The organism is Spirosoma liriopis, assembly GCF_023196085.1.
GTDB classification, from domain to species: Bacteria; Bacteroidota; Bacteroidia; order Cytophagales; family Spirosomataceae; genus Spirosoma; species Spirosoma oryzicola.
The window spans coordinates 137,620-155,710 of the sequence record NZ_JALPRF010000003.1 but is presented as its reverse complement, the minus strand read 5'-3'; the positions used below and the strand labels follow the sequence as shown (position 1 = coordinate 155,710).

Below are 18,091 nucleotides of genomic sequence, written 5' to 3'. Positions count from 1 at the left end.
ATTGCTAACCCGTAAGCCGTACTTTTGCGAGCGAGCCAACTCTGCCTGATGGGATTTGACGCGGCCTTTTGTTTCATCCCGCTAACATGCCAATGAGTTTACCGCGTTCTTTTTTTACAATCGTTACCGGTCTTATGCTGGGTGGTTGCCTGTTCAGTGGCTCCCTTCTCGCCCAACGTAGTCAGCACACTTTCGCCTTAGGTCAAACGGATTTTCTGTTAGACGGCAAGCCCTTTCAGTTAATTAGCGGTGAAATGCATCCGGCTCGGATTCCGCGTGCGTACTGGCAGCAGCGCATCCGAATGGCTAAAGCGATGGGCTGTAATACCATCGCAGCCTATGTGTTCTGGAACTACCACGAGTCGAAACCCGGCGTGTTCGATTTTAAAACAGACAACCGTGACATTGTCGAATTTATCCGGCTCGTTCAGGAGGAAGGATTATGGGTTCTGCTACGCCCCGGTCCGTACGTTTGCGCCGAATGGGATTTTGGTGGCCTGCCCCCCTACCTGCTCAAAACCGCCGACGTAAAAGTCCGGTGCCTCGATCCAACGTACATGGCGGCTGCCGAGCGATATATTAAGAAACTGGCTGGGCTTGTCAAACCGTTGCAGATCAGTAAAGGCGGCCCAATCCTGATGGTACAGGTAGAAAACGAGTACGGCAGCTACGCCAACGACCGCGCCTACATGCAGCGAATTCATCAGCTGTGGCAGGATAACGGGATCAACGTACCGTTTTATACCGCCGATGGACCCGCCGTTGCCAACCTGGCGGCCGGTTCATTACCCGGTGTAGCCGTTGGGTTAGATCCCGGTGCGAACCAGAGTAATTTCGATCTGGCAACCCGTACCAACCCCGGCGTCCCTATTTTCAGCAGCGAGTCGTACCCCGGCTGGCTAACGCACTGGGGCGAAAAATGGGCGCGTCCTGATACAGTGGGTTTTCTGAACGAGATTCGCTTTCTCATGGACACGAAGAAATCGTTCAATCTATACGTGATTCATGGCGGTACCAACTTTGGCTTTACGGCGGGTGCCAACGGCTTCAAACCAACGGAATACCAACCCGATCTGACGAGCTACGATTACGATGCACCCATCAACGAGCAGGGACAAGCTACTCCCAAATACCACGCCCTACGTCGGCTGATCGGTCAGCACGTCGGCGCGTTACCCGATATTCCGGCTCCTATTCCAACGATGGACATCCCAGAAATCAAGCTCGACGCGTTTACTACAATCTGGCAAAATCTGCCTAAACCGGTGCGGATAGCCCAGCCTAAGCCGATGGAAATGTTCGACCAGAACGAAGGGTTTATTTTGTACCGCACCAGAATCGCTGGTTACCAAAGTGGCACGCTCACCCTGACCGAACCCCACGATTACGCAATGGTTTATCTGGATGGTAAGTACATCGGTCATGTGTACCGCGATGGCGGCAAATGGAGCATCGAACTTCCCAAAACGTCCAATAAGGAGCCGGTGCTCGATATTCTGGTAGAAGGTATGGGACGTATCAACTTCGCGCAGTACATGATCGACCGTAAGGGTATCACCGACCGGGTGTCACTCAACAGCATGACGCTGATGAACTGGGAGGTGTACAACCTGCCTTTTGATAGCCGCTACATCGATCAGCTTAAACCGACGCAGCAGGATGCCGACCGACCGGGCCATTTCTTCAAAGGTACATTCTCCCTTAGCTCGGTAGCCGACACCTACTTCGACATGAGTTCTTATAAGAAAGGCGTTGTGTACGTGAACGGCCATAACCTGGGTCGTTATTGGGAGATTGGCCCACAGAAGCGACTATACTGTCCGGCGACCTGGCTGAAAAAAGGACAGAACGAAATCGTCGTGTTTGACCTGCACCAGTTGTCACCTTCACCCATCAACGGCGTTAAGACATTGGAGTAATCACAGAGCAATCGTACAAGGTTACTTTCTGAGACTTATGCTGCGGAATCCGTTATCGAATCGATACGGGTTTCGCAGCTTTTTTTGTTCTCACCCGTTGATCGGCCTAACGACTAAGCGGTAATTCGCGCAGACCGTTATATTTGTTCGAAAACAACGATCTTAGTACAACCCTACGTGAACCTGGAAGGGGCGTCAACAACCGGTTTGACCGAAACGATGCGCTGGCCGAAGGCTTCCCGGAGCCGGGTCGTAACTTCTTCGTGACTATCGTCTTAACCAATTTATAAATCCATGACTAACATTCTTCAAGCTATCAAACCAATCGGTCGGGTTCTGGCTAGTCTATCATTTGTGCTCATCCTGGCGCTTAGCAGCCGGGCACAAACCGCGCTGAAAATTTCCGGTGAAGTGACAAACCCTCTTACCTTACAGGCAGCCGACCTGAAAGCGATGCCCCATATCGACTTGACCGCCAAAGATCGGGATGGCAAAGAACACCGCTATTCGGGCATACCGCTATCTGCCTTGCTAAAACAGGCCGGAGCCACGCTAGGCGGTGAACTGCGGAGTAAGAATTTGATGAAAGTAGCCGTCGTCAAAGCAGCAGACGGCTATGAAGTTTTGTTCGCCCTGCCCGAACTCGACCCCGACTTTGCCACGCGAACGATTGTACTGGCCGATCAGGTAGACGGTGTTCCGCTACCGCAGGGCGTCGGTCCGTACCGGGTTGTGGTCCCCGACGAGAAAAAACCGGCCCGCTGGATTCGGGAAGTCAAGTCCATCGACGTACGGTTTGTCAAATAACATGACGACAAAATAGCTCGGATTCGTAGCGGCTATTCCAGTCGCCAGCACAACGGCCTGGCCCGTCATTGACATGCCCGCGCCCAAGCCCTACGTTCTTCATTCAAGTAATCGAATGCGTGTTTCAACCAACGCTTCTAAGCTATACACCTATCTCCGTTGAAACGATGGTTGACATACTTAGATGTTCAACTTAATGGGCAGGTGCAATTGGATCGGGAACGACGTTAGCTACCGGCTTGGTCGATTTGAGATAAGCAAAAATAGCTTTTAGATCCGCGTCTTTTATGCTGCGATAATTCGTCCAGGGCATTGGAGGTAAGAGCATCCGGTTATTGGCTATGCCCTTCGATTTTCCTTGGGTCAATGCCCGTTTGAACTGCTCTTCGGTCCAGCTGCCGATCCCCGTCTCATCGGACGTCAGATTGGCGGCAAACGAAACGCCCCAGGGCCCCACGGCAGCGGTGTTATCGCTGTTGAACAACACCCAGTCTTTCAGAACATCGGCGTTCCGGCTCGGAAGAGAACGGCCAGCCGGGTAGCCCGATAACAGCTTGCCGGCCACGGGCTCAGGCCCCTGCGGTCCCATCGTTTTGGGCGAATGACAGTCGTTGCACCCCATTATGCTGACCAGATATTCTCCTCGTTTGATTAACGTCTGGTCAGGGGGCATGCGTTTGGTAACGGATACGGATGGGTCTACTGATTTAGTAGAAAATCCGGTAATGAGCAGGGTGGTTGCCGCCAGAAGGGCAAGCGTAGATAGTACAGGTGTTTGCATGGTTGTGGTATAGATTTAGGAAAATCGCACCAATTAAACGATTATCATTTGATTATTTATCGTTGGAAAAATAACGTCATCTGAACTTATCTAAAGGTAGCGAAAACACCATCGTCCGGTACCATCGACTGGCTGATGCGCGAAATAACCTAAAGCCTATACGCCTAAAAATCAACACTTTACACGCTCTGTTGAACGTGAATCCGGTTTTTGATTCAACAAAAAAGCCCCAGAACGGGGCCTTGTTGTTGAATCAAAAAGTCACTCTTAGTTATCGGTAATCAGAGACCGTCTAAAATTTTGTGTTTATCCTTTTTTGTCATCCCTCGTGCCTCGGGATGACAAAAGACTCTCGTTTTGGCTCGTCAGGACAAAATTTAGACAGTTACTCAACCGTGAAAAAAATCCTTCATTTTGTCGAAGAATCCTTTTTCATTCTTGTTAGGTCTTGGCTGGAAATTCGGTGAATTACGGAGTTTTTCGAGCAACGAACGCTCTTCTGCCGACAGCACCTTGGGCGTCCAGACGTTGACATGAACGAGTTGATCACCACGTCCGTAGCCATTCAACTCCTTAATGCCTTTTCCTTTGAGCCGTAAGATTTTACCGCTTTGCGTACCGGGGTCGAGTGTGATCCGTGCCTTCCCGTCAATGGTCGGTACCTCAACGTTTGTTCCAATGGCAGCATCAACGAAGTTGACATACAAATCGAACACCACGTTGCTGCCATCCCGCTTGAGATCCGGATCTTCCTCTTCTTCGATAACGATCAGCAGATCGCCCGCTACGCCACCGCGTGGTGGAACATTGCCCTTACCGCCAACCGACAGTTGAATTCCTTCGGCAACACCAGCTGGAATTTTAAGCGGAATAACGTCTTCGTGCAATACCCGTCCTTCACCGAAGCAAACGTCGCAACGGTCGGTTACGAGTTTACCTTCGCCATTACAGGTTGGACACGTGCTGGTCGAAACCATCTGTCCGAGCATCGTATTGACAACTTTGCGCGTCTGGCCCGTTCCGTTACAGGTTGTACAGGTCTGAACAGCCGTACCGTTCTTGGAGCCGTTGCCTCCGCAGGTCGTACAGCTAACGTGCCGTTTTACTTTGATTTTTTTCTCAACACCGTTGGCAACTTCCTGTAAGTTCAGCTTCAGCTTGATGCGCAGGTCGGAGCCGCGCCGAACGCGTTGCCGCTGACCACCACCGCCACCAGCACCCCGGAAGAAGCTACCGAACGGATTGTCGTCGCCAAAGACATCGCCAAACTGACTGAAAATATCTTCCATCGTCGGGCCACCCGCCCCGTAGCCACCGGCAGCACCGCTCATTCCGGCATGACCGAACTGATCATAACGGGCTTTTTTCTGCGGGTCGTTCAGAACGTCATAAGCCTCAGCCGCTTCTTTGAATTTCTCTTCAGCAGAAGGGTCATCCGGATTTTTGTCGGGGTGGTATTTGATGGCCATCTTCCGATAAGCCTTCTTCAATTCCTCCGCCGAGACGTTTTTATCAACGCCCAGTATTTCGTAATAGTCGCGCTTCGTTGCCATGTATAATGATGTATAATATGGGACCGATGGTCTATGATAAGCGTCTGCCAGTCATAGACCATCGGTCCCACATCATGCATTTTTTAGCTTCCTACAATCACTTTCGCAAATCGAATGACCTTGTCATTCAAATAGTATCCTTTTTCGATTTCGTCGATGACTTTACCCTTCAGATCGTCGCTGGGAGCGGGAAACTGGGTAATCGACTCGTGCAGATCAGCGTTGAACGGTTCGCCTTTCGAAATCATTGGTTTCAGGCCTTTGCTTTCCAGCGTCTTGAACAACTTGTTGTAAATCAACGACACGCCTTCTTTCACGGCTGCGATATCCTCGGTTGTTTCTACTGACTGCAACGCCCGCTCAAAATCATCAACAACGGGAATCAACGCTTTCAGCACACCTTCGTTGGCGTTACTGATCAGGTCTAATTTTTCCTTCGAGGTGCGCCGACGAAAGTTCTCAAAGTCAGCGTACAAACGGAGGTATTTATCTTTAAGTTCGGCTAATTCACTGCCAACCCGGGCTTGATTCGACGTTTCGGTTTCAGCCACAACATTTTCTGAGGTTTCATTCCCGTCGGGTTCTCCCCCATTCACAGGTACAGCTTCTTCGTGGTCCGCCGTTGCGGTTGTCAGATTGTCAGGTTGTTGCGTATTGGCAGACGATTGTTCGTCCAAAGTGTCTTTATTTTCCATTGATGAGCTTTTATTTCTCTTCCAGAAATTCATATACAAAGATGGGCAAAAGCTTTACCAAAACCTTACCTACTGCCAAGTTGACACAATTTCTAAAAATGGTTCGCGTAGTTTCGTTGCTTCGTCGGATTTATTTTTCGCCAAATCTGTTTCCAAAGAGCAGTCATCTTTACGCTTACCATGCATTCATCAACAAGCCAGTACACAACACTGATCAAAGCGAAAGCCAAAGAATTAGGCTTTGATTTCTGTGGTGTCGCCAACGCCGATTTTCTGGAAGAGGAAGCCCCGCGCCTGGAAACCTGGCTTAAAAACGGCATGCACGGTCAGATGAATTACATGGCGAATCATTTTGACAAACGGCTTGATCCGCGTCTGCTGGTCGATGATGCAAAATCGGTCATCACGGTTTTGTTGAATTACTACCCCGATCAAAAATTACCGGAAGGCGACGCCGATTATAAGCTATCCAAATACGCCTATGGAACAGATTATCATTTCGTTATCAAAGATAAGCTAAAATCGCTACTGGACTACATTCAGGAGGAAATTGGTGAGGTAGGCGGGCGCGCTTTTGTTGACTCCGCACCGGTTATGGACAAAGCGTGGGCGAAGCGCGCGGGACTCGGCTGGGTCGGGAAACACACGAATCTGATCAACCGAGAGATCGGCTCATTCTTTTTTATCGGCGAACTGATTCTTGACCTCCAACTCGAACCCGACGGCCCTATCACCGATTATTGCGGCACCTGCACCCGCTGCATCGACGCCTGCCCCACCGACGCCATCGTCGGTCCGTACGTGGTTGATGGCAGCAAATGTATCTCGTATTTTACGATAGAACTAAAAGAAGCGATCCCCCAGGAGGTTCAGGGTAAATTCAATAACTGGATTTTTGGCTGTGACATCTGTCAGGATGTCTGCCCCTGGAACCGTTTTGCGAAACCGCACAAAACGCCAGCTTTCGATGCGCATCCAGACCTGACGACGTTTACCAACTCCGAGTGGGAAGAAATCACGGAAGATGTTTTCCGCGAAATCTTCCGCCGATCGGCTGTCAAACGAACCAAGTTAGAAGGGCTAAAACGGAACGTCGCCTTTAGCAAGCCTACTTCGTGAAATAACGACGCAGTGCCTCGCCGACCTGCCACACGTCATCGAATGTGTTGTACAGCGGTGTAGGGGCCAGCCGAATGCAGTCGGGTTCGCGCCAGTCGCCAATGATGCCCTGCTCGGTCAGATAGGTAAACAACTCTTTTCCTTTTTTCCGCACCAATAGCGACAACTGACACCCCCGCTGGTTTGGATCATCGGGCGTTAAAATCTGAATCTCATCGAAGGGAGCTAGTACGTGCTCAAGATAACCCGTCAGTAACTGACTTTTTTGCCGGAGTGGAATTATACCGGCTTCTGCCGTTATGGCCAGCGAAGCGCGGTGCAAAGCCAGGGCCAGAATATTCGGGGTGCTGACCTGCCAACCATCGGCACCCGGAGCGGGCAGAAAACCCGGCGTCATCTCAAAGCGACGGTCCTCGCGATAACCCCACCAGCCAGCCAGTCGGGGTAAATTTTGATCGTGATGCTTTTGGTGGACAAACACGCCCGATACCGCTCCGGGACCACCGTTGAGGTATTTGTACGAACACCAGGTCGCAAAATCAACGCCCCATTCGTGCAGACGAAGCGGGACATTGCCGATGGCGTGGGCCAGATCGAACCCGACAGGAACGCAGTGCTGCTGCGCCATTCGAGTGATCGCATCCATATTGTAAACCTGTCCGGTGTAGTAGTTCAGGCCACTCATCCAGATCAGCGCCAATGAATCGGCGTGCTGGGCAATAGCCTTCTGAATATCCGTCGTGTGAATCAATCCATCATCGGGTCGAGGACTTACTTCGATTAGTACATCGGCGGGGTCCAGACCGCGTTGCTTGATGTGCGTTTCGAGCGCGTACTGATCCGATGGAAAGTCACCCGCAATCGTCAGGATTTTGTATTTTCCGGCTATTTTTCCCGGCTGATAGAACGACGCCAGCAACAGATGTAAATTTACGGTCAAGGCATTCATCGGACACACTTCTGACCGGTCGGCGCCGACAGTGTGCGCCAGCGATTCTTTACAGGTGTTGTGGTAGCCCAGCCAGGTATGTTCAGCACCCTCCGGTTGCTCAAACCAGCCTTCGACACCTAAATTCTGCCACGTAGACAATTCCTGATTTAGCGCTTCCCGTGCCGTTTTGGGTTGCAGGCCGAGTGAATTACCACACAGATAGATTAGCGGTTTTCCGTCGCGGTGCGGGATATGAAAGCGGTCACGGAAGGGACGGATCGGGTCGTTTTGATCGAGCTGCTGCGCAAAAGAACGGTCGTTTTCGTAGGTCATTGGAAGCTAAGTACTAAAGCAGGAATATGTTAGCGTATTGTACAATGGCGTTTTTGTCATGCCGCTCCGGCGGGCCAGTCAATATGACAAAAAATAGTCTAATGTATTTTGGTTGATCTACTTATCAACAACTGCTTTACAAACTACGATTTAAACGTCATTTTGTTTGCCCGTGCCCAACCACTACGACATCACTATAGCCCTCTATTCTACTTCTAGTAATCGATTAACAACTTTCTGATTATCTGCGTCAGACTCAATTTACCATTATACAAATCCTTCACAAAATATAATTTATACATGACCAAGTAGTAGTTGTAGCGCAAAGGCTTTGGAAAGAATAGCAGGGGTTCCTCGCCCCGCTACATCCCGACCCTTTCGACAACATGCACATTAACAATTCGTTACAACCCTCCGATCTCTCCACAAAACTTGACCGATTCTGGGAACTGTCTGGCCAGAAAATCCGCCTGATCGACCAGCACTACGACGTATCAAAAGGATCGCCGGTTTTTACCGTACAAGGCCAGTACACCACGCGGGGCTGGACGGAATGGACGCAGGGCTTCCAGTTCGGTTCGGCCATTTTGCAATTCGACGCTACGACGGAAACCGAATTTCTGGAAATGGGTCGCCAGAAAACACTTACCGTGATGGCCCCGCATATCAGTCACATCGGCGTCCACGACCACGGTTTCAACAACGTCAGCACGTACGGCAACCTCCTCAGACTGATGCGCGAAAGGCGTATACCTCAGAATGACTGGGAAGAGAATTTTTACGTGTTAGCGCTGAAAATATCGGGAGCCGTACAGGCCAGCCGCTGGACAACCATTAAAAACGGTGGTTTTATCAGTTCGTTCAACGGCCCCCACTCGCTTTTTGTCGATACCATCCGTTCGTGTCGGGCGGTAATACTGAGCCATGCGTTGGGCCACGTTTTTCAGGCCGAAGGCGACATCAAAATCAACCTGCTGGAACGCGCGCTCCAGCACATCAAAGCCACCGCCGACTACTCGGTATTCTACGGCGAAGGTCGCGACTCGTATGACCGGTGGGGTCGTACGGCGCACGAAAGTGTTTTCAACGTGAAGGATGGTAACTTCCGCTGTCCTAACTCGCAGCAGGGTTATTCGGGCTTTACGACCTGGACGCGGGGTCTGGCGTGGGCTATGTGCGGATTTGCCGAGCAACTCGAATGGCTGGCAACGCGCGATGAAGCCGAGTTTGAACCGTTCGGTGGCCGAGCAAACGTCGAGGCATTGATGCGCAAGGCAGCCACGGCAACCTGCGATTTTTTCATCGACAACACCCCCACCGACGGCATTCCGTACTGGGACACCGGCGCGCCTAATCTGCACAGACTCGGCGATTACCTCAACCGCCCGGCAGACCCGTACAACGACGTGGAGCCGGTTGACAGTTCGGCGGCAGCGATCGGTGCGCAAGGCTTGCTGCGGCTGGGCCGCTACCTGATGGGAACCGGAGAAACGGAAGCAGGAAAGCGGTACTGGCAGGCCGGATTGACCGTCGTCGATACGTTACTGGCGGAACCGTATCTAAGCACCGATCCAACGCACCAGGGGCTGCTTCTTCACTCCATTTACCACCAGCCCAACGGTTGGGATTACGTACCCCCCGGTAGCAACATTGCGTATGGCGAATCGAGCATGTGGGGCGATTACCACGCCCGCGAAGTTGCCCTTTATCTGCAACGCATCGTTCGCAACGATCCTTACTACACGTTCTTCAACGGTCTGTCATGAACTTGAGTAATTCATCCGAAACGTCGAACCGCGAACCGTCGGAGCGTAACCTGTCGAAACTTTGCGTTCATACGATCACGACGAAGCCGTGGCCGATTGAGGAAGCCGCCCGTCGTTTTTCGGCGTCGGGCATTGGTGGCATTACCGTCTGGCGCGATGCACTGGCGGGTCGCGATATCAGGCAGACGGGCCAGCTGTTGCGCGACCAAAACCTCAGCATCGTTTCGCTGTGCCGGGGTGGTTTCTTTCCGCATACCGAAGCCGCTGGCCGGCAAGTGGCGATTGACGATAACAAACGAGCCGTTGACGAAGCCTTTGCCCTGGGCGCGCCATTGATTGTGCTGGTTTGCGGGGCCGATCCGGGACAGTCGCTGAGCGAATCCAGGAAGCAGATTCAGGACGGCATTGCTGCCGTTTTACCCCATGCCGAAGCCGCTGGCGTAAAGCTGGCGATTGAGCCGTTGCATCCGATGTACGCCGATAGCCGCTCCGCCATTAACACCTTATACCAAGCGAACGACATGGCCGAAGCGTTGCATTCGCCCTGGGTTGGCGTCGCAGTTGATGTGTACCATCTGTGGTGGGACCCGACGCTCGAAAGGGAAATTACCCGTTGCGGCAAAAACGGAAATCTGTTTGCTTTTCACATCTGCGATTGGAAAACGCCTACCACCGATTTTCTGAACGACCGGGGTCTTATGGGTGAGGGTTGCATCAATATCCGTCAGATTCGCGGCTGGGTTGAAGCCACGGGTTTTACGGGCTTTTCCGAAGTCGAGATCTTCTCCAATCGCTACTGGTCCGAAGATCAGGCCCTTTTCCTGGAAAAGATCAAGCATGGGTATCTGCATCATTCGTAGCGAATGTGCATTAAAAACAGCTATCGACTTAAAACTGGCGAATAAACGGCTAGGGTTCCTGATCAATTTCAACCCGTACCGGCTTGAGAATAAAGCTTCCTTAGTCCGAATTGTAAACAATCTAAACGAGTAGATGCCGTCTGAACGTCTGCGTGCATCAGCGAAACCATTCACAAAAATCTGCGAGACGAACCAATGAAAGAACACCGTATTGGCATTATCATGAACGGCGTGACGGGACGGATGGGTACCAATCAGCACCTGATGCGATCAATCGTCGAAATTATAAAACAGGGCGGGGTCAAACTCGGTCCCGGCGAAACGATCATCCCCGACCCCATTCTGGTGGGCCGCGACCGAAACAAGCTGGAAAAGCTGTGTCAGCTTTCGGGCGTACAGCGCATGACAACCGATGTTGACGAAGCCCTTGCCGACCCGCACAATGTTATTTACTTCGACGCGCAAACCACCGGACGACGAGCCGAAGGCGTTCGCAAAGCCGTACAGGCGGGCAAACATATTTATTGCGAAAAACCCACTGCTGTCAGCACCGACGTAGCGCTCGAACTGTACACGCTTTGTCAGGAAGCCGGACTAAAAAATGGCGTCGTTCAGGACAAGTTGTGGCTGCCTGGCCTGTTGAAACTCAAACGGCTGATCGAGAACGGTTTCTTCGGTAAAATTTTGTCGGTACGCGGTGAGTTCGGCTATTGGGTGTTCGAAGGCCATACCATTCCGGCCCAGCGCCCCTCCTGGAACTACCGCAAAGAAGACGATGGCGGCATCATCGTGGATATGTTGTGTCACTGGCGCTACGTGCTGGACAATTTGTTCGGAAAGGTGCAATCTGTTTCGTGCTTAGGCGCTACGCACATTCCCGAACGCATCGACGAGCAAGGGAAACCGTATGCCTGCACAGCCGACGATGCCGCTTACGCTACCTTCCAACTCGAAAACGGCGTCGTTGCGCACTTCAACTCCTCCTGGACAGTCCGCGTTCGGCGCGACGATTTGCTTACGCTGCAAGTCGATGGAACGAAAGGTTCGGCGGTGGCCGGACTGCGGGAATGCTACACGCAGCATTACGGCAACACCCCGAAGCCGGTCTGGAACCCCGACATTCCCCAAACTATTCCCTTTTTTGATGGCTGGTCGAAGATGCCGGAGCAGGAGTTGTTCGACAATGCCTTTAAGGCGCAGTGGGAGCTTTTTTTAAAGCACGTCGTCAATGATGAGCCTTTCCCGTGGACCTTGCGCGAGGGGGCAAAAGGCGTTCAACTGGCCGAAAAAGGGCTGGAAAGCTGGGCAAAACGGTGCTGGGTAGACGTTCCCGAACTTGGGTAAATTTCTGCGAATTCACTTCATTTTCTGCGTTTATCCGCGCCACTAGTAGCGCCCATCTGCGAACAATCTGGACGATGAAAAAAGTAGCTTTTATAACGGGTGGGAGCCGGGGAATCGGTTACGGCATTGCCGAACACCTGGCCAATGCCGGTTTCGATCTGGCCATCAACGGCGTACGGCCCGAAGCCGCCGTTCAGGATGCGCTAAACGCCTTACGCGAGCGGGGCCGCGACGTGTTGTATTGTCCGGGCGACGTGGCATCACCCGAAGCCCGGCGTACCATGCTGGATGCCGTCAACGGGCATTTTGGTCAGTTGAATGTATTGGTTAACAACGCCGGTGTAGCGCCCAAAGAACGTCGGGATATTCTCGACGCCACGGAAGAAAGTTTTCAGCATGTACTAACGACGAACTTACAGGGAGCTTACTTTCTCTCGCAGGCAGCCGCCAACTGGATGATTACCCAACGCGCCGAGCAGTCCGACTTTTGGGCGTGTATCATCAACGTATCGTCTATTTCGGCGACGGTCGCTTCGGTCAACCGGGGTGAGTACTGCGTGGCAAAAGCGGGCCTGAGCATGGCGACCCAGTTGTTTGCGGTCCGATTGGGTGAATACAACATTCCGGTCTACGAAGTGCGGCCCGGCGTTATCAAAACGGATATGACCGCCGGGGTGACCGCCAAGTACGACGCCTTGATCGAAAATGGGCTTTGTGTTCAAAAACGATGGGGCTTCGCCGACGATGTAGGTCGAGCCGTTGCCTCGCTGGCCAGGGGCGATTTTCCGTATTCGACGGGCCAGGTTATTATGGTCGATGGTGGATTGACCCTGCCGCGACTGTAGCATCCTTCTCCAATTACCTTCAAACCTATTCCTAAACCAATTCAACGCATGAACTCAAACCAAGTTTCCCGACGCGATATCCTCAAAGCAGGGGCTATCGGTTCGCTGGCAGCGGTTGGGATACCTACTTTTATTCCGGCCAGTGCTTTCGGGGCCAACGACCGCATCCGCGTGGCGGTTATCGGCATCAACGGTCGCGGGAAAGATCACATTCAGGGCTTGCAAAAGCAGAAAGATGTGGAAGTAGCCACTCTCTGCGACGTCGATAGTGACGTGCTGCGCAACGGCGCGGCTGAGTTCGAAAAGAAGTACAACAAGAAAGTCCAGACCCTAAGCGACTTGCGGCAGGTCTACGACGACAAAAACATCGACGCCGTAACCATTGCTACCCCAAACCACTGGCACGCGCTGGCAGCTATCTGGGCGTGTCAGGCGGGGAAAGACGTGTACGTTGAGAAACCGGGCGCGCACAATTTGTACGAAGGTCGTAAACTGGTCGAAGCCGCTACCCGCTACAATCGGATCGTTCAGCATGGGGTTCAGCTGCGGAGTTCGGTAGCCATTCAGGAAGCCATCAAACACCTGCGCGACGGTCTGATCGGGAAGGTGTACATGGCGCGGGGATTGGTGTATAAATGGCGTCCCGACATTGGTGACAAAGGCACGTCGGCGGTACCGGGCGAACTAAACTGGAATCTTTGGCAGGGGCCCGCCCAAACCCGCGATTTCAGCAAAAACTACGTTCACTACAACTGGCACTGGTTCTGGGAGTACGGCAACGGCGATATTGGCAATCAGGGCATTCACGAAACTGACCTGTGCATGTGGGGGCTGGACGTTGGTTTGCCCGAAGAAATCACCTCGTCGGGTGGTAAGTTTCTTTGGAAAGACTGCAAGGAAACGCCCGAAACGCTCACGTCCATTTACAAATACCCCAAAGAAGGTAAAGTCATTCAGTTTGAAGTTCGCCCCTGGATGACCAACAAAGAGGATGGCGTCGAAATCGGCAACATCTTCTACGGCGACAAAGGCTACATGGTCATCAACGGTTATTCAGATTACAAAACGTTCCTGGGCAAAGAACGTACGCCCGGTCCCGCCCGCAACGAAGGAGGTGATCATTACGCCAATTTCATCGAAGCCGTGCGGACGCGGGACAAGTCGAAACAGAACGGCCCCGTCGAAACGGCTCACCTTTCGTCGGGCATTGCGCATCTGGGCAATATTGCGTACCGCCTGGGCCGTACACTCCACTTTGATCCAAAAAACGAAGTATTCGTGGGTGACAAAGAAGCCAACCAGATGCTGACCCGCAAGTACCGCGCTCCGTTTATCGTTCCCGAAAAAGTATAGCGATTCCGTTTTTCTGGTCTTACGCATAACCGCCCATGAAACCATTAACTACTTCTGAACCAATGACTACGCAACGCACCGTGATGGGTCACCTCCTACAACTCCCGGTGCTGGTAGCGGCATTAGGTTATCTGGTTGACATGTACGATCTGTTTCTGTTCAGCGTTGTACGAGTTCCCAGCCTTAAGGCACTCGGCGTTGACGGAGACCGGTTACTCAGCGACGGAATTTTGCTGTTGAACGCCCAAATGGCGGGTCTGCTCCTCGGGGGTGTCTTCTGGGGAATCCTGGGTGATAAACGGGGCCGGCTGTCGGTTCTTTTCGGTTCAATCCTGCTGTATTCGCTGGCTAATATTGCCAACGGTTTTGTCACCTCGCTGGATCAGTATGCGCTACTCCGATTTGTGGCGGGCATCGGTCTGGCGGGTGAACTGGGAGCGGGCATTACGCTCGTCACCGAAATTTTACCGAAAGAAATTCGCGGGTACGGTACCACGCTGGTGGCTACGATGGGCGTGCTTGGTGCTATTCTCGCGTATTTCGTCGCCGATCTGTTCGACTGGCGGATCTCGTACTTTAGCGGGGGTGGCATGGGGTTACTCTTATTGATGCTGCGGGTAAACGTACTGGAATCAGGGCTTTTTGTCAAAGCGAAACAACGGGTGTTACCGCGCGGCAACGTTGTCATGCTGTTTTCGTCCGGGCGCAGGTTAGCCAAGTATTTCCAATGCATTCTGGTCGGGCTACCGATCTGGTTCGTCGTTGGCATCCTGATTACGTTCTCGCCGGAATTTGGGAAAGCGTTAAACCTGAGCGAACCCGTCGTGGCGGGCAAAGCCGTTATGCTTAGTTTTTCGGGGCAGGTTCTGGGCGATCTGGTCAGCGGATTTCTTAGCCAGTACATGCAAAGCCGTAAAAAAGTGATCCGTCTGTTTATCCTGCTGTCGCTTGTTTTTATGCTTGTCTACCTGCTGGCTCCGCTCCGCGACACTACGCTTTTTTACGCCGTTTGCGTCTTTTTGGGCTTCACCAATGGCTACTGGACGCTTTTTGTTACGATTGCGGCAGAATTGTTCGGCACCAATTTACGGGCCACCGTAGCGACGACCGTTCCGAATTTTGTTCGGGGTGCTACGATTCCGCTCAGCGCACTATTTATTCAGTTGAAACCGTCTTTGGGCACGATTTACAGCGCACTGGCAGTAGGGCTTTTTACACTGGTCTGCGCACTGATCGCCCTCTCCTTCCTCGACGAAACGTTCACCAAAGATCTGGATTACGTAGAAGAAGTTTGACAGATTCAACTAACAAAAAAGCGCGCCGTTGTTGCAACGACGCGCTTTTTTACTGAACTACTATCTTATTGCTCCATGTCACTGCCTTTTTTGCAGCAGCCCGGCAGCTTGTTATAACTAGCCTGATCAGCCGCTACTTCTTCTGCGTCGTAACCCGTTTTGCTGATGTTTGCTTTCAGTTTGGCAACGTCCGTCTTGGCTGGGTTGTATTTGATCGTCACGATCTTTGTTTTAACGTCCAGATCGGCTTCTTTAACGCCTTTTTCAAAGCCAAGATTACGCTCAATGCGCGATTTGCACATACCGCATATGGCCGACGTTTTGATCTTTACTTCTTTCTCTTTGTCGTCGCGGGTAGGTGCTCCGGCGAACAGATTACCGACAAGCATTAGCGAAGTGAGGGCGGTCAGAAATAGGTTACGTAACATAGTCATAGCTAACTGGTTTATGGTAAATTTTAAACGTAAATTCAGTGAGAATGGTGCCCGTTCATCCGATGCATTGTTTTCATCGTCATCAGACTCGGCGATAACCGCAAATAAATCTGTCCAGACACCGGGGTTGTACCGTACAACGTCTGCAAGTCGTGGTCGGGTTTAGCCGCCGTCACTTGCGCGCCCAGCACGAGGTCTGTCTTGTAACGCTGCGCTAATCGATAATTCATCCCGAGCGTCAGATTATTAATCAGGTAGCTTTTGCCGTGATCGTGTGCTATAGTTTCGTCGAAAGGAATGCTTAACTCTTCCGCCGATTTGCGAATATTTTCGTACCGGCCATAAAAGGCAAATCGATCTACTTGTAAACTACTTTCAGCCAGATACGAGTTTTCATTGGCGTCGTTGTTGTTTTTTCCCCAGACAACCGCCGACGTTATGTATCGGCCCTCGCCCAAGCCTTTACTATGCAAAATGGATGCCGTTGTCCGCGTTACGTTTTCGTCGGGGTGCGCATCTTCGGGACTGTGTAGATACCCCTGCGAAAATTGCAACGCCAGCGACGGCGACGGATTGACGGACACTCGATACGAGTAGCTATCGAACTTGGGCTTGTCGAAATTATAGCGATTTTCGTCAGGCTCGCGCCCTTTGAAGGTCGACCCTTCCAGCTTGACCCATTTGTACCGGAAGCCAACAGTAGCCACGCCAAACAGGATATGTGTTGCATCCTGCCAGTGGTGACCCAACGGTGCATCGGGGTTATTAAACGACGAAATTCGGTGCATGAACGCGGGCGGGCCGAGGGCCGGTTCGCCGGGATAACCGACGTAGCCGTATAAATCAATGTCTTTATTGAACGCGTGGCTGTAACTGACCGACAGCTCCGACACCAGATCATGCGGGTGTTGTTTGTCAATGAGTGGCTGACCTTTGTAGCTCTCACCCGTTTGGAACAACAACGGATACCCACCGTTCGTGACCGTCAGCGGATCGAGCGAAAGCATGGCCCGCACCTGAAACAGTCCGCGCTGGCCTACTTTGCGTTGGGCCATACCCATAAACCAGTTGGGGGCACCAAACTGGCGTCCGTTACCGCGCCGGTCAGGATTGTTGGTGTTTTGGCCGGTGTAGCGCAGGTAAATCGCGTAGTGAAGCATGTAACTCCATCCCTTTTGCGTCGGGTGGGTCATGTAGGCATACATCGGCGTGTTATCGGGATGCCACGACGTACCCGATCCATTCCGATTCATCGACAAATGGCGGGAAAGCGAATGGGTCATTCCCATCGTCGTGTCCATCGTCAGGCCGTAATTGGTGGCTTTCATTTCCATCCCATCACCGTCCATGTTCATCCCGGCATGCGCCGAATGATCCATCGGTTTTGTCGTATCCGCTTTGGTACGCGTTGACGACGGTTTCTTGGGCAAGTCCTTGCCGGGCATATCCTTGCCGGGCATGGACATACCTTCATGATGCTGGTGCTGGCCCAGCACCAAACCAGCAGACAAAAAAAGGCAATAAACGAGTACGAATTTATTCATCAGATTGTACAAAAAAAGCGGGATGGTGTTTTCAACGCCACCATCCCGACTCAGGACTAAGCGGCCATTTGGCGGCATTCTTCCGCGCATTTGCGGCAGGCTTCGGCACAGGCTTTACAGTGGGCAAAGTGGTCGGCATGTTTTTCGCACTCGGCGGCACAGGCTTCGCAGGCTTCCGCACAGACTTGCATGAACGACTTCATAAAATCCGAACCGCGGGCCGTCAGACGACCGCATAAGGTGCAGATATCCGCGCAGTCGCGGCAGAGCTTAATGCAAGCCGTCATGTCGTGGCCCCGGCTATCGACATCCCCCGATTCAAGGCAGGCGGTAGCGCATTCTTCACAGGCTTTGGCGCAATCGAAACAAGTATCTACGTGCGAGGTCATTGTCTTATTTTCCATGATAAAACGTGAGTTTTGTCCAGCTGACCACCATTGGTCTACCCAAATAACTACCCGGCTTCCATTCAGTTTTTACATAATTACGGACAGGATTTATTGACAGGCCTG

The 18,091-nt window shown here is 52.1% G+C and carries 16 protein-coding genes; 9 read left to right on the top strand and 7 right to left on the bottom strand.

Going from position 1 to position 18,091, the window contains the following annotated elements:
- Positions 1–92: 92 nt before the first annotated feature.
- Positions 93–1,919 (top strand): glycoside hydrolase family 35 protein, encoded by a 1,827-nt coding sequence (locus tag M0L20_RS17465; protein ID WP_248478253.1) that lies wholly within the window; start codon positions 93–95, stop codon positions 1,917–1,919.
- A gap of 294 nt (positions 1,920–2,213) precedes the next feature.
- Positions 2,214–2,726, top strand: a complete 513-nt coding sequence (locus M0L20_RS17460; protein ID WP_248478252.1) for a molybdopterin-dependent oxidoreductase — start codon at positions 2,214–2,216, stop codon at positions 2,724–2,726.
- A gap of 193 nt (positions 2,727–2,919) precedes the next feature.
- On the opposite strand, the gene M0L20_RS17455 is transcribed toward M0L20_RS17460, so the two are convergent.
- The 3 genes from M0L20_RS17455 to M0L20_RS17445 form a co-directional block, all read right to left on the bottom strand.
- A complete protein-coding gene (locus M0L20_RS17455; RefSeq protein WP_248478251.1) occupies positions 2,920–3,507 on the bottom strand; it encodes a c-type cytochrome in 588 nt (195 codons plus the stop codon).
- A gap of 389 nt (positions 3,508–3,896) precedes the next feature.
- Positions 3,897–5,060 (bottom strand): molecular chaperone DnaJ, encoded by a 1,164-nt coding sequence (dnaJ, locus tag M0L20_RS17450; protein ID WP_232562222.1) that lies wholly within the window; start codon positions 5,058–5,060, stop codon positions 3,897–3,899.
- 83 nt (positions 5,061–5,143) lie between these two features.
- The gene (locus M0L20_RS17445; RefSeq protein ID WP_232562221.1) at positions 5,144–5,755 is read right to left on the bottom strand and encodes a nucleotide exchange factor GrpE; all 612 of its coding nucleotides are present in this window, start codon (positions 5,753–5,755) and stop codon (positions 5,144–5,146) included.
- 180 nt (positions 5,756–5,935) lie between these two features.
- Here M0L20_RS17445 and queG point away from each other — a divergent pair, with 180 nt between their 5' ends.
- Positions 5,936–6,874: a tRNA epoxyqueuosine(34) reductase QueG gene (gene queG / locus M0L20_RS17440; RefSeq protein WP_248478249.1), complete on the top strand. Its 939-nt coding sequence runs from the start codon at positions 5,936–5,938 to the stop codon at positions 6,872–6,874.
- On the opposite strand, the gene kynU is transcribed toward queG, so the two are convergent.
- Positions 6,864–8,138, bottom strand: coding sequence for a kynureninase (kynU, locus tag M0L20_RS17435; RefSeq protein ID WP_248478247.1), 1,275 nt, complete (start codon positions 8,136–8,138; stop codon positions 6,864–6,866). The two genes, queG and kynU, sit on opposite strands and share 11 nt — an antisense overlap.
- Before the next feature lie 386 nt (positions 8,139–8,524).
- On the opposite strand from kynU, the gene M0L20_RS17430 reads away from it, so the two are divergent.
- The 6 genes from M0L20_RS17430 to M0L20_RS17405 all read left to right on the top strand — a co-directional run bounded on the left by M0L20_RS17430 (position 8,525) and on the right by M0L20_RS17405 (position 15,601).
- Positions 8,525–9,904 carry a glycosyl hydrolase gene (locus tag M0L20_RS17430; RefSeq protein WP_248478245.1) on the top strand — a complete coding sequence of 460 codons (1,380 nt, stop codon included), beginning with the start codon at positions 8,525–8,527 and terminating at the stop codon, positions 9,902–9,904.
- Positions 9,901–10,764 (top strand): sugar phosphate isomerase/epimerase family protein, encoded by an 864-nt coding sequence (locus tag M0L20_RS17425; protein ID WP_248478244.1) that lies wholly within the window; start codon positions 9,901–9,903, stop codon positions 10,762–10,764. Before M0L20_RS17430 ends, M0L20_RS17425 begins: the two co-directional genes overlap by 4 nt.
- Before the next feature lie 195 nt (positions 10,765–10,959).
- Positions 10,960–12,108 (top strand): Gfo/Idh/MocA family protein, encoded by a 1,149-nt coding sequence (locus tag M0L20_RS17420; RefSeq protein WP_232562216.1) that lies wholly within the window; start codon positions 10,960–10,962, stop codon positions 12,106–12,108.
- 74 nt (positions 12,109–12,182) lie between these two features.
- Positions 12,183–12,953: a 3-ketoacyl-ACP reductase gene (locus tag M0L20_RS17415; RefSeq protein WP_248478243.1), complete on the top strand. Its 771-nt coding sequence runs from the start codon at positions 12,183–12,185 to the stop codon at positions 12,951–12,953.
- A gap of 48 nt (positions 12,954–13,001) precedes the next feature.
- Positions 13,002–14,306, top strand: a complete 1,305-nt coding sequence (locus M0L20_RS17410) for a Gfo/Idh/MocA family protein (RefSeq protein WP_248478242.1) — start codon at positions 13,002–13,004, stop codon at positions 14,304–14,306.
- 62 nt (positions 14,307–14,368) lie between these two features.
- Positions 14,369–15,601, top strand: coding sequence for an MFS transporter (locus M0L20_RS17405; RefSeq protein ID WP_248478241.1), 1,233 nt, complete (start codon positions 14,369–14,371; stop codon positions 15,599–15,601).
- Between the two features lie 65 nt (positions 15,602–15,666).
- Here the strand turns inward: M0L20_RS17405 and M0L20_RS17400 are convergent, their stop codons facing one another.
- Genes M0L20_RS17400 through M0L20_RS17390 form a run of 3 tightly spaced genes read right to left on the bottom strand, consistent with a single transcriptional unit; the run spans position 15,667 to position 17,983 of the window.
- A complete protein-coding gene (locus M0L20_RS17400) occupies positions 15,667–16,029 on the bottom strand; it encodes a heavy-metal-associated domain-containing protein (RefSeq protein WP_232562824.1) in 363 nt (120 codons plus the stop codon).
- Between the two features lie 41 nt (positions 16,030–16,070).
- Entirely contained in the window at positions 16,071–17,579 is a 1,509-nt protein-coding gene (locus tag M0L20_RS17395) for a hypothetical protein (protein WP_248479135.1), read from the bottom strand.
- Between the two features lie 56 nt (positions 17,580–17,635).
- Complete coding sequence (locus M0L20_RS17390) at positions 17,636–17,983, bottom strand: four-helix bundle copper-binding protein (RefSeq protein ID WP_232562212.1); 348 nt, start codon at positions 17,981–17,983, stop codon at positions 17,636–17,638.
- Positions 17,984–18,091: the final 108 nt, after the last annotated feature.